This is a genomic window from Bacillus sp. WP8, from assembly GCF_000800825.1.
GTDB classification, from domain to species: Bacteria; Bacillota; Bacilli; order Bacillales; family Bacillaceae; genus Bacillus; species Bacillus safensis.
Window position 1 is genome coordinate 2873849 of sequence record NZ_CP010075.1, and the last position, 12041, is coordinate 2885889.

Here is a 12041-nt window from a genome sequence, read left to right on the forward strand (position 1 = left end):
GCGGAGCGAATTGAACATTCGTGAGCACCAGCGCGCAGGACTGACAAAGAATGCGAGGGTTTGTCTACACGCTGGGAACGTGCAGATTCACAGCACGTTCTTTACTTGATTAACAGGATAATGCTGCACGACAACACCTTCTACTGGCACCGTCAGCAAATCGACTTCGCAATGCGGGAAATTTTGGGCAAGCTGTTCTTTCAGCGCTTCTCCCTTCCCTTTTTCCACTAAGGTGAGGATCGTCGGCCCAGCGCCGCTCAAAGCTGTTCCATACGCTCCTTTGAGCGAAGCGACATGCTCTACCTTCGACAGCTCTGGAACGAGCATTGTGCGGTAAGGCTGATGAAATAAATCCTTATTCATCATTTCTCCAACAAGCGGCCAGTTTTGTGTCATTAATGCGGCAACAAGGACGTTGCTTACAGCACTCGCACTAACAGCATGCTTATAGGAAAAATCCTCTGGCAGGACATCACGGGCATCCTTTGTGAGCACTTCATAAAAAGGAATGACCACGACGACATCTACATCCACATGCTGCACTTTAACGGCATGGGTTTTGTCTTCCTCATGAAGACCGATCAGTAAACCACCGAATAAAGAGGCACCCGCATTATCTGGATGACCTTCTACCTCACTTGCATAAAAGAGCTTCTGATCATCTGTCATGTTTAATTCAAGAAGCTGATTGGCAAGTTCAATGGCGGCCACGATGGCAGCAGCACTGCTGCCAAGCCCCCGTGCCAATGGAATATCACTCCACACTTTGACATGAACAGGCGGGAGTGTTTTTCCAAAGTCATCTGCGACCTTTTTGGCTGTTTGATAAATCAGGTTGTCGGTGCCTGATGGAATCCCAGACACGACATCTGTTTCTGCTTCAAACAGCCAGCTATCATGGTCATAGACCGATAGCTTTAAATAGCGGCTGAGTGCCATTCCAACTGAATCAAAGCCTGGTCCTAAATTGGCAGTGCTTCCCGGTACTGTGATTGAAAAAAGCATGGAGGCTTCACTCATACGCGTGCGGCCTTTTCTAAGTGTTCAAGAATTTGATCTTCATCTGCATCGAGTGTGACCGGCTTGATTTGTGAAATATCGATAGCCGTATTTGGATCTTTCAGTCCGTTGCCTGTTAGTACCGCAACAACTTTACTGCCTGGCTTGATTTCACCAGATTTCACCTGCTTTAACACGCCCGCAATCGATGCACATGAGCCCGGTTCTGCAAACACACCTTCTTCACGTGCAATCAATTGATACGCATGAAGAATTTCCTCATCAGTCACTTCATCAATCTTTCCGTTTGATTCATCTGCGGCTGCCACAGCTTGTTTCCAGCTCGCTGGATTTCCGATACGGATAGCTGTTGCCACTGTTTCTGGCTGCTCAATCACTTCATTTCGAACGATTGCCGCTGCACCTTCTGCTTCAAAACCACGCATGACAGGCAGTCCAGTTCCTTTTTTCTCATGATATTCCTTGAAGCCTTTCCAGTAGGCTGTGATGTTCCCGGCATTTCCAACAGGAATCGCTAGTACGTCCGGGGCTGAGCCTAGCTGCTCACAGATTTCAAATGCTGCTGTCTTTTGTCCTTCAATTCGATAAGGATTGACCGAGTTAACAAGAGCGATCGGCGCTTTTTCACAGATACTGCGGACGATTTTCAGTGCATCATCAAAGTTACCATCAATGGCAATGATCTCTGCTCCGTACATAACAGCCTGTGCAAGCTTACCGAAGGCAATTTTCCCGTCTGGAATGATGACAATACATTTCATATCAGCACGGGCTGCATATGCCGCTGCTGCTGCAGAGGTGTTCCCTGTTGAAGCGCACATAATTGTATCATTGCCTTCTTCTTTTGCCTTTGCAACGGCCATGACCATTCCTCGATCCTTGAAAGAACCTGTTGGATTCACGCCTTCTGTTTTCACATGAAGCTCGATTCCCAGCTTTTCTGAAAGCTTGGCGAGATGGATCAGCGGTGTATTCCCTTCATTTAATGTTAGTTTAGGTGTAGATTCGTTTACTGGTAAGAATTCTTGAAATTCTTCAATGAGTCCATTCCATTTCATCAGCTTAAACCGTTCCCTTCTACTCGGTACGTGCTCTTCACTTGAACCACCACGTCGAGGTCGTTTAATTTTTGCAGGATATTTGAGAAATCTTCTTCTGAGGTCTGATGTGTAATAATCACAATTTCAGCCAGCTCATCGTGTCCTTTCACAGGAAGCTGAAGGATCTTTTCAAAGCTGATGCCTTTTTCAGAAAAAATAGATGTAATACGGGAGAATGCCCCGACTTGATCTCTGACATGAATTCTTAAGAATTGCTGAGCAAATACTTCTGATGACGATTTGATCTTCTTCTCAAACTGCGGTGCGATAAATCCGCTTCCGTTCACGCCAAGGCGCATGTTTTTCATTACTGCGACTAAGTCTGATACAACAGCTGTTGCCGTTGGCAGACTTCCTGCTCCAGGTCCGTAAAACATCGTTTCTCCTACAGCACTTCCGTAAACATACACCGCATTAAATTCATTGTTAACGGATGATAATGGATGATGATCAGGAAGTAAGGTTGGCTGAACGCTGACCTCTACTTTCTCTCCGTCCCGCTGAGCAATTCCAATCAGCTTCATTGTATAGCCAAACCGCTTACTGAAATTAATATCCTCATCAGAGATATCTGAAATACCTTTCACCTTGACGTCCTCTAAATCTACATTCATGGAAAAGCCGAGTCTTGCAAGAATCGCCATTTTCCTGGCTGCATCCAGTCCTTCTACATCAGCTGTCGGATCCGCTTCTGCAAAGCCAAGATCCTGTGCTTCTTTTAAGACATCCTCATATGCGCTTTTATCGACATTCATTTTCGTTAAAATAAAATTCGTTGTACCGTTCACAATCCCCATCATCTTGGTGATTCGGTCAGAGGCGAGCCCTTCCTCCAGCGTGCGCAAAATCGGAATTCCTCCGGCAACACTTGCTTCATAATAAAGATCACAGCCATTTTCTTTCGCTACATGTAAAAGCTCCGTACCGTAAAGCGCCATTAAATCTTTATTGGCTGTAATGACATGCTTCTTCTCATTCAACGCATCTATTAAATATTGTTTTGTCTCTTCAATGCCGCCCATCACTTCAATGATGACGTCGACCTCTGGATCTCTAATCACATCGTATACTTCAGTTGTGAAGACCTCTCTTGCGACATCCACATCTCTTTTTTTATCGGGATTGCTCACAAGCACTTTTTGTATTAATACCGGACAGCCGATTTGGTGCATTAATTTATCCTGATGGTCTTGGATAATTTTTACGACACCGCTCCCCACTGTTCCTAATCCTAATAGCCCAACTCGAATTGCCTTCACCTGAAATTCCACCTTTCTCCATAAATGTCCTCTCTAAAAAGACATTTGTTAACCTTACACAGACATTCAATGTACACACATTATAAAGGGGTATCCTCATTTTGACAAGGTAATAAAATAAGAGATTGTCAGAATGAAACCGCTTAACAGCTATTTATATCAAGATTCTATATTTTCAAAATATTTTTGTCAGAAAAGCTCCCGAACACCGGGAAGCTTTATATTATGAACGAACCGGCGTTTTGGCTGGCTTGTCTTGTAAGACAAGTGCAATATTCTCAGCACATAAACGCATCATCGTTTTTCTCGTTTCGACACTAGCACTTCCAATATGAGGGAGGACTGTGACGTTAGGTAATGTCGTTAATGGATGAGATGGACTGACAGGCTCTTGTCTAAATACATCTAGACCTGCTCCGGCAATTTTTCCTGTCGTGACAGCCTCGTATAAAGCATCCTCATCCACAGTCTGTCCTCTTGATACGTTAATGAAATAAGCAGAGTTCTTCATCAGATCAAATGCTTGTTCATTAAACATGTCTTTTGTTTCCGGGGTTAACGGTGTCAGACAGACGATGAAATCAGACTGTTTGAGCAGTTCCTCAAAATCCGCATATGTCACACCAAGCTGCGCTTCTGCCTCGGGTTTTCTGGAACGATTATGATAAAGGACATTCATATTAAAGCCTTTGGCCCGCTTGGCTAGTGCTGTTCCAATGCTACCCATTCCGACAATCCCGAGCGTTTTGTGATGAACATCCGCACCGGCAAGAAGAAGCGGCCCCCAGCCTGTCCAATTTCCATCCTTAATCCAATCACTCGCCTCAACAATGCGTCTAGCTGACGCCATCAGTAGGGCAAAGGCTAAATCAGCCGTCGATTCTGTTAAGACGTCTGGTGTATGACATACAGTGATTCCACGCTTTTTGGCTGCTTCAACATCAATATTGTCATAGCCAACAGCAAGGTTTGCGACCACCTTGATATTCGGAGCCTTTGATAAGAGAGGCTCATCTATTTGATCTGACAGCATGGTGAGAAGCGCATCCGCTTTAGCTGCTTGTGTTTCTAGCTCTTCTCTTGGACACGGCTCATCCTCGCTTGGCCACATCTCAACATGAGCGACTTCTTTTAATGGTGTAAGTGATGCTTCATCAAGCTTTCTTGTGATATAGACATAAGGTTTCGTCAAGAAGGACACTCCTTTAATCGATTTCTTTAAGCATATCGAAAAACGCCTCAAGAGAAAAGAGACGTTTCGTCTGTTCACTGAAACTTCAAATCAGCTGCAGGCTGAATCCAGCCAATAGCCGGAATGGGGCTCCCACCGCTTCGCATGGCGCTCATTTCTTGAAAAACCTTTAGAAAGTATTCATAGCGATTGGCATCATTTAAAACGTAATCTAACCGCTCTTCATAATATGCTTTTTCATTTTCTCCCGACATGTAGTAGCCTTCCACAATTTCAAAATAATGAAGCGGGAACAGCAGACGGCTGTATAACAAACGCTTTGAAAAGGAGGAAAGAGGTGTCACCTGTTCATATTGCTGAAGAAAGGAAAAGCCCTCTTCAATTAAATCTTCCTTATGCTGCACAAAAGTCTCTCTTAAATATTCGGCAATATCACGGGTTGGATGATCAAAGACCCAATCCACAGGTAAACGAAGCGGCTGCTCATGCGGCCATGTCATACGTGAAAAGCGCTGGTGACAGACAGTGCCTGAGTCACATTCTTTCGGTTCATCATCAAGCTCAGTATCGACTAAATATTGAATGGCATTCTCCGTTAATCCAAGATAATACGGAAACGATTCAATGAATTTTTGTTCAAACCGTTCCAGCGGTTTTTGATGCATTTGCTGCATCCAAAAGCCTTCAAGCTGATCTAATCGTTTTGCCCATAATTCCTTCCAGGCACCGACACGTTTTGTTTCGGATACTTCATATGGAAAGCCTCTTCCCCTAACATGAAAGGCCGCCAGCTCTGACGCTTGCTGAAACGATCGGCTTGAGATCGGAGGCGCTGCTTTTAATAAAGCGTACTGCTCCTTCCCATGAGTAAAGATGGGCTTTTCTTCATTTGTTAATTCAAACACAGCGACGTATGGGTCTCCAGCATTCAGTAAATACTGACTGATATGATACATCTCTGCGAGTTCTTCTTCTCGCAAATGAGACACAGGAACAATGAGGAAGAGAGCCTCCGCCGTTTGAAAGCTCTGATAACTGCCATATGGCATAAACTGACGAACATCAATACCAAATGTGTGATAAATGGTTTCTTTCATGTTTTCACCTGCGTTCCTATGATCAATCTCTTATCATATCGTAGTCGCAGGTTGAGGGATTTATGAATACTATTTACTATCCGAAGCTTTTTACACGTTGTGGACAAATTAAGAGGATTGGGTGAGGAATACATGCCGCATCATCATGAGATGAACGAAGTAGAAAAAACAGCAAGACGCCGTTTACAAGAACGAGGCGTAACCATTCAAGATATAGCAGACCTTGTCTACTTTTTACAGGAAAAATATCATCCTGGCTTAGACATGACAGAGTGCATCCACAATGTGGAGCGTGTCATCGCAAAACGTGAAGTCCAAAATGCGATTTTAACGGGCGTCGAACTAGACGTACTCGCCGAGCAAAAGAAGCTGACTGAGCCGCTTCAATCAATACTTGAAACGGACGAAAGCCTGTATGGCGTTGATGAAATTTTATCCTTTGCTATCGTCAATATTTATGGTTCGATCGGCTTTACGAATTACGGATATATCGATAAAGAAAAACCAGGAATTCTCGGAAAACTCAACGATAAATCCACAGGTGAATGCCACACCTTTTTAGATGACATCGTCGGCGCTATTGCTGCTGCCGCATCAAGCAGGCTGGCACATAGTGCGAGAAATGCAGAATAAAGAAAAAGAGGACGCGCGCGTAACGCTTGTCCTCTTTTTTTATGATAATCGCTCAATCCACTCGGATAATGAATCAATGACATAGGTTGGCTGCTTTTCATACTGCTGAAGCAGCTCTTTTGTTGTCACACCGGTATGGACGAGTAATGTGTCCATGCCTGCATTCATTCCTGCCATAATATCCGTATCATAGTTATCACCCACCATGAGCGTCTCAGACACATCTGTTCCAAGCACACGCATCGCTTGTTCCATAATAATGGATTCTGGCTTTCCGATAAATGTCGGCTGTACTGTTGTCGTCACAGTCAGTACAGATGTTAACGAGCCATTCCCTGGCAAAAGCCCTCTTTCTGTTGGGATGGCAATATCTCCATTTGTTGAAACAAATTGTGCGCCTTGACGGATGGCAATCGCACCTACTGCTAATTTTTCATATGTAATGCCACGATCAATTCCAACAACAACAAAATCTGCGTCTTCCTGACCAAACGTCAGCCCTTTTTCTTCAATGGCCTGCTTGATTCCTTCTTCACCGATCACGTAAACTGACGCATCTTTCTTTTGCTCAGCAATATAATTGGCCGTCGCCATACTTGTTGTGAAAACTTGTTCTTCTGTGGCTGGAATATCGAAGGAAACGAGTTTTTCCGCTACCTGCTTTGGCGTGCGTGATGAGTTATTCGTGACAAACAAGTAAGGGATGTTCAACTCATTTAACTTCTGAACAAATTGACCTGCTTCTTCAATCTTTTCTGTTCCTTTATACATTGTCCCGTCTAAATCAATTAAATAGCCTTTGTATTTCATGATGCTCACAACTCCAATGGTTTATTTAAACGCTGATACTGGGCCAAGCTCCTGCTCCAAGTAGGTACGGATGCGGCTTGGAAAGACCTCTAGCGCTTGCTCTACTTCACTGATGACCTGCAATAAGTCATGATGATCCACTTCCTGATATTGCTGCACAAGTGTTTTGCGGGATGAGACAAGCTTTTTCAGCTGACTGCCTTCACCTTCTGGTACGACCTTTTCATCAACAAGGATATCCATGATGTCATCATAGCTTCCTGGGTCACGCATAATAAAGCCATCAATCATGTCATTTCCAGTATCAAGAATACATTCGACGAGCAAATGAACAATTCGTTCCAGCGCTTTTTTTTCTAAAGGACTTGTCCATGTTTGATGACTTTGCATCAACTCATATTGCTCCTCGAAAAAACGTAATGTCTCTTCAATCTTTTTTCTGTCTACGAAATACATTATGACGCTCCCCTTTGCGTTATTTTCTGATTCGTTTTAAGACAAAATAGGCACAGCCAAAATTACAGTATTCATAAATGTATTCATCGAGTGTGCTGATTTTAGTATCAAATGTGGCCTTTTGGTTTTGGTCATCAAAGAACCCTTTCAGCCTGAGCTGATTATAGCCCCAGTCCCCCACAATATAATCATACTTATTTAAAATATCTGAGTACCTTGCTTTAAACGCTTCTTCATTAAAGCCGTCTTTGATATCTCTTACAAGATCAAAGGTAGCATTCTGAATGACGATCATCTTCTCACCTCTTTTTAAACGATCCATCTTTAATGATAATTCATTGGAAGAACTCCATCAATTGCTAAAGCATGTTTTTTCCGATTTAGCCGAAGCTAAAGGAAAAAGGAGGTCACATTTATGAAGAAACAACTGACAGCCGCGATTCTCCTCAGCATGCTTTTAGGCGGGTGCGGCTTTCAATCAGGTATGAACCGGCAAGTGGATGAAGATTCTTCAAGTAAAACCATCCGTCTGTCGGATCGTCATGAAGGAAATAATTCCAACATGCCAGAAGCAGACACAAACAAAGCAGGATATGTTCGTTATCAGCGCCAGCAATTAACGGATCAGAAAGAAAGAACCCCTGCTTTAAATCGTGAGCATCTTGCCCACGTGATTACAAGTTTAACGGTGCAGCTGCCAAACATCAAAGATGCTGCGACACTTGTGACAGATGAGGATGCACTCATCGTGTATCGAACAGGAAACAAAAACCGTGATGAATCTGCCGATCAAGTAAAGAAAACGGCGGTTTCTGTTCTCCCTCGTTATTATCATGTATACGTCTCTGATAATCCAGAGCACTTTCAATCCATTGCCAATTTTTCACGTCTTCAAACCAATTCACGTGATTTTGACCAGATTTTAACTAAAACAATTCAGCAAATGAAGTACTCCCCTCAAGGTGGAGATATTTCAACGAAAGAAGATGCAAATGGGATGACGAATTCCGACCGTACGATGAGAAGAAACGCCCCTTATGGCCAAAATTAATATGAGAAAAAACGCCAGAGAGCTCTGGCGTTTTCTTTGTTATGCTTGCGCCTGACGCTTTTTAGACGCTTCGTTTACTTGTTCATCTGCATGGTAGGAAGAGCGCACAAGCGGCCCAGCTTCACAGTGGCTAAAGCCTTTTGACATCGCAATTTCCTTCAGCTCTGCAAACTCATCCGGATGATAGTATTTTTGAACTTTCAAATGCTTTTTCGAAGGCTGTAAGTACTGACCAATCGCCATAATATCCACGTTATTGGCAAGAAGATCATCCATGACTTCAATGATTTCTTCCTTCGTTTCACCGAGTCCAATCATAATGCTTGATTTTGTTGGAATGTCGGGCTGCATTTCTTTTGCACGACGCAAGAATTCTAATGAACGATCGTATGTAGCACGCGCACGAACTCTTGGCGTTAATCTGCGCACTGTTTCAATGTTGTGATTTAAAATGTCAGGACGAGTGTCCATTAACGTCTTCAAGTTATCATAATTACCGCCCATGTCTGAAGGGAGAACTTCAATTGTGGTAAATGGGCTTTTTCTTCTAATCGCACGAACGGTTTCAGCGAACACACCTGCTCCGCCATCCTTTTGATCATCCCTTGCAACCGCTGTTATGACAGCATGCTTTAAGTTCATTAATGCTACTGAATCTGCCACGCGTTCTGGCTCTTGCAGGTCAAGCTCAGTTGGAAGTCCAGTTTTCACCGCACAGAAACGGCATGCGCGCGTACAAACAGATCCAAGGATCATAAATGTAGCGGTTCTTCTCACTGCCCAGCATTCATGAATATTCGGACATTTTGCTTCCTCACAAACGGTATGCAGGTTGTTTTCCCGCATCATTTTCTTCAAACCGGTATAGTTTTCATTCGTATTCAGCTTAATTTTAAGCCAGTCCGGTTTTCTTACGTGCTCTTCCTTCTTTGCCAATTCCATCATCTCCATATGAATTCGTTAAAGGTGCATCTACAAAAATCTTCCTGCTATATACGATGGATGCAGCCAAGAAGCTGCAAAAAATTGAATCTTCGGCCTAAAGCCTTTTCTTTAGACACTTTAACATAGTACAGATTGAACAACAAGGGAATGAGCTGCAAAAATACCCAAAAGCCTCCTAAAAAAACAGAAGAAAATTACTAACATTTTCTTCTTATGAAATAGAGTGATCTAACCACACTAAACGGTAGAAGACGATGCTCGATGAAAGGAGATGGACGTTTGTGAAAGTGGTTTTAGCCATCATGATTGCTCTTTCAATGCTCCCTTTACCTGTTCATGCAGAAGGGACCGGCAAACAGCCAGATGAATTGAAGCAGAGAATGGCCCTATATGAAAAAGTCTCCATCACAACACAGGTTCCATGGTATGTACTTGCTGCAGTTGATCAGTATGAACACAATATTCGAAAAAGCAGAAGAGATTTACCGAAACAAAAAGGCGTCATTGGCATCTACATTCCCCGGGAAATGTGGATTGGACCAGAAAACCCGAATAAACAGGATACCTCTCCTTTAAGCATTAAAGTGTTTGATGGAATTGGGCTTGATGGGAATGGGGATGGCAAAGCAAGCAGCGATGACGATGAGGATGTATTATTCACGTTTGCTCAATACTTGCTTCACTACGGCAGCAGCATTGATCAATTAAAAATTGGCTTATGGGACTATTATGGACGTGATCAAACCGTTGGAATCATTTCATCTTTTATGAAGCTATATAAGCACTACGGCCATCTTGATCTTGGAAAGCATGCTTTTCCTCTACCAGTTGGAGCTGACTACAGCTACCGAAGTACATGGGGAGATGCGAGAGGATTTGGAGGAAGAAGAATTCATGAGGGAACCGATTTATTTGCCCATTATGGACTTCCCGTTCGTGCGACATCGTATGGCGTGATTGAAATGAAAGGATGGAACCGCTTTGGCGGCTGGCGGATAGGCATTCGAGATATTCATAATCATTATCATTACTTCGCTCACTTAAATGGCTTTGCGAAAGGACTTAAGACAGGTCAAATTGTTGAACCAGGTCAGGTGATTGGATCTGTCGGAAGCTCCGGTTACGGCCCTCCAGGCACCGCAGGAAAATTTCCGCCGCATCTTCACTATGGCATGTACAAAGACAACGGTAGAACGGAATGGTCATTTGACCCATACCCTCATTTGAGGGCGTGGGAAAGAGCTGAACGGAAACGAAAATCGTAAAAAAACAGCCCAATCATTGTTGGGCTGTTATTCCTTTTTCTCCTTTTTCTCTGGGAGAACAATTGGTGGAGCACCTGAATTTGTTCCGCTGCCATTATAATAATCTGGTACGTCTCCTTGAACGGCTTGTATGGAGACAGGAACAGAGTTTTTAACTACGATTGTTTCAGAAGCAAATGGGATAATGACTCTTACCTTAACCTCGATCAGAACACTAATATCAATCAAGGCATTGTTGATGCCATAAGGCTTAATGTTTTTCTCAACGTCCGTGTGCGGATCACCAATCACACTAAAGCGTACAGGTACTTTGGGTCCGAGGTTGGCGATGAGTGCATTTCCGGATGCCTGACCGAGCGGAATGTTATATATAATGCCGTCATGTCCATCTGCTTGATCCTTTAACGCTTCTTTTGCCTCTTTTTGAAAGTTCCCCTTTTCAATGTCCTCTAAATTTTTCTGAAGATGACGCGACAGGTCAGCCATTGCTTTCGATGTTGCTTGCGCATTAAAATCGATGGTCGTCACTTTTCCGTTCTCACTTGTATTCATGACCACCATATCCTTCATATTCTCCTGATCGTCTGCAAAGTCTTGAACTGAATATTGTATGAGGTGATTGGCGATGCGCTCTGTTTCTAGTTCAGCAATGTGAATAAGGGTTGGTTTAATTGATCGGTTGATAAAAAATAAACTAATCACGGTTGAGAGCACAAAGAATAAGATCGCAAGCAGCATGACGTAACGAAATGGCAAAGGGCCCTTCTTGTAGGGGCGATAACGGCGGTTCATTCTCAATAAAAAATCCCCCCTTCTCCATTACATGTGTATGCAGACAGGCGGGGGGATAGGAATCATCTCTCTATTTTATTTCACCATTTTTAATAATGCATCTCTTCCAATTGTTCCAGCAGAGATACCCAGTGCTTCTGCGGCGTATGTCACAGATTCTAAAGGAGCATCGAGCAATTGCTCAATGGTTCTTACCCCAACTGCTCTTCCTGCAATAATTCCTCTATCTGCAAGCTTTTCATTCAAGAGCCCGACATCAAGTGCACCGCACATGATATACCCGTGTTCATTTGTTACTGCCATGAAATTTGTCTTCGGCAGTTTGACGGTGACCGCTGTAAAGGAATGGCCATCAATTGTAATAGGTGTTAAATTCACCAAATCCCTTCACTCCTCTCATCACAATCTATGTGAAAAGAGG

Annotated in this window: 14 protein-coding genes; 3 read left to right on the plus strand and 11 right to left on the minus strand. The window is 43.3% G+C overall.

Features of this window, described 5'->3' with window-relative positions:
* Nucleotides 1-87 precede the first annotated feature (87 nt).
* The 5 genes from thrB to yutH all read right to left on the minus strand — a co-directional run bounded on the left by thrB (nt 88) and on the right by yutH (nt 5668).
* On the minus strand, nt 88-1020 hold the full coding sequence (gene thrB, locus QR42_RS14615; RefSeq protein ID WP_039181185.1) for a homoserine kinase: 933 nt from the start codon (nt 1018-1020) through the stop codon (nt 88-90).
* A complete protein-coding gene (gene thrC, locus QR42_RS14620) occupies nt 1017-2078 on the minus strand; it encodes a threonine synthase (protein ID WP_024423361.1) in 1062 nt (353 codons plus the stop codon). The genes thrB and thrC overlap by 4 nt, the downstream gene beginning before the upstream one ends.
* Complete coding sequence (locus QR42_RS14625) at nt 2078-3379, minus strand: homoserine dehydrogenase (RefSeq protein WP_039181187.1); 1302 nt, start codon at nt 3377-3379, stop codon at nt 2078-2080. The genes thrC and QR42_RS14625 overlap by 1 nt, the downstream gene beginning before the upstream one ends.
* A 223-nt stretch (nt 3380-3602) precedes the next feature.
* Nucleotides 3603-4571, minus strand: a complete 969-nt coding sequence (locus QR42_RS14630; RefSeq protein ID WP_039181189.1) for a 2-hydroxyacid dehydrogenase — start codon at nt 4569-4571, stop codon at nt 3603-3605.
* Nucleotides 4572-4645: 74 nt separating this feature from the next.
* Complete coding sequence (gene yutH, locus QR42_RS14635; RefSeq protein WP_039181191.1) at nt 4646-5668, minus strand: spore coat putative kinase YutH; 1023 nt, start codon at nt 5666-5668, stop codon at nt 4646-4648.
* A gap of 132 nt (nt 5669-5800) precedes the next feature.
* Here yutH and QR42_RS14640 point away from each other — a divergent pair, with 132 nt between their 5' ends.
* The gene (locus QR42_RS14640) at nt 5801-6301 is read left to right on the plus strand and encodes a phosphatidylglycerophosphatase A family protein (RefSeq protein ID WP_025094161.1); all 501 of its coding nucleotides are present in this window, start codon (nt 5801-5803) and stop codon (nt 6299-6301) included.
* 39 nt (nt 6302-6340) lie between these two features.
* On the opposite strand, the gene QR42_RS14645 is transcribed toward QR42_RS14640, so the two are convergent.
* From QR42_RS14645 to QR42_RS14655, 3 genes are read right to left on the minus strand one after another with little or no spacing between them, the layout of a single operon-like run.
* Nucleotides 6341-7114 carry a TIGR01457 family HAD-type hydrolase gene (locus QR42_RS14645; RefSeq protein ID WP_099663641.1) on the minus strand — a complete coding sequence of 258 codons (774 nt, stop codon included), beginning with the start codon at nt 7112-7114 and terminating at the stop codon, nt 6341-6343.
* An 18-nt stretch (nt 7115-7132) separates the two neighbouring features.
* The gene (locus tag QR42_RS14650) at nt 7133-7567 is read right to left on the minus strand and encodes a DUF86 domain-containing protein (protein WP_039181197.1); all 435 of its coding nucleotides are present in this window, start codon (nt 7565-7567) and stop codon (nt 7133-7135) included.
* A 19-nt stretch (nt 7568-7586) separates the two neighbouring features.
* Nucleotides 7587-7862: a YutD family protein gene (locus QR42_RS14655; protein ID WP_039181199.1), complete on the minus strand. Its 276-nt coding sequence runs from the start codon at nt 7860-7862 to the stop codon at nt 7587-7589.
* Between the two features lie 120 nt (nt 7863-7982).
* Between QR42_RS14655 and QR42_RS14660 the strand changes: the two genes are divergently transcribed.
* Nucleotides 7983-8618 (plus strand): YhcN/YlaJ family sporulation lipoprotein, encoded by a 636-nt coding sequence (locus tag QR42_RS14660; protein WP_039181203.1) that lies wholly within the window; start codon nt 7983-7985, stop codon nt 8616-8618.
* 39 nt (nt 8619-8657) lie between these two features.
* Here QR42_RS14660 and lipA read toward each other — a convergent pair whose 3' ends face one another.
* On the minus strand, nt 8658-9554 hold the full coding sequence (gene lipA / locus QR42_RS14665) for a lipoyl synthase (protein ID WP_008360456.1): 897 nt from the start codon (nt 9552-9554) through the stop codon (nt 8658-8660).
* 326 nt (nt 9555-9880) lie between these two features.
* On the opposite strand from lipA, the gene QR42_RS14670 reads away from it, so the two are divergent.
* On the plus strand, nt 9881-10828 hold the full coding sequence (locus tag QR42_RS14670; protein WP_228280212.1) for a M23 family metallopeptidase: 948 nt from the start codon (nt 9881-9883) through the stop codon (nt 10826-10828).
* 27 nt (nt 10829-10855) lie between these two features.
* Here the strand turns inward: QR42_RS14670 and yunB are convergent, their stop codons facing one another.
* On the minus strand, nt 10856-11626 hold the full coding sequence (yunB, locus tag QR42_RS14675) for a sporulation protein YunB (protein WP_084096433.1): 771 nt from the start codon (nt 11624-11626) through the stop codon (nt 10856-10858).
* Between the two features lie 69 nt (nt 11627-11695).
* A complete protein-coding gene (locus QR42_RS14680) occupies nt 11696-12001 on the minus strand; it encodes a YunC family protein (RefSeq protein ID WP_024425980.1) in 306 nt (101 codons plus the stop codon).
* Nucleotides 12002-12041 lie beyond the last annotated feature (40 nt).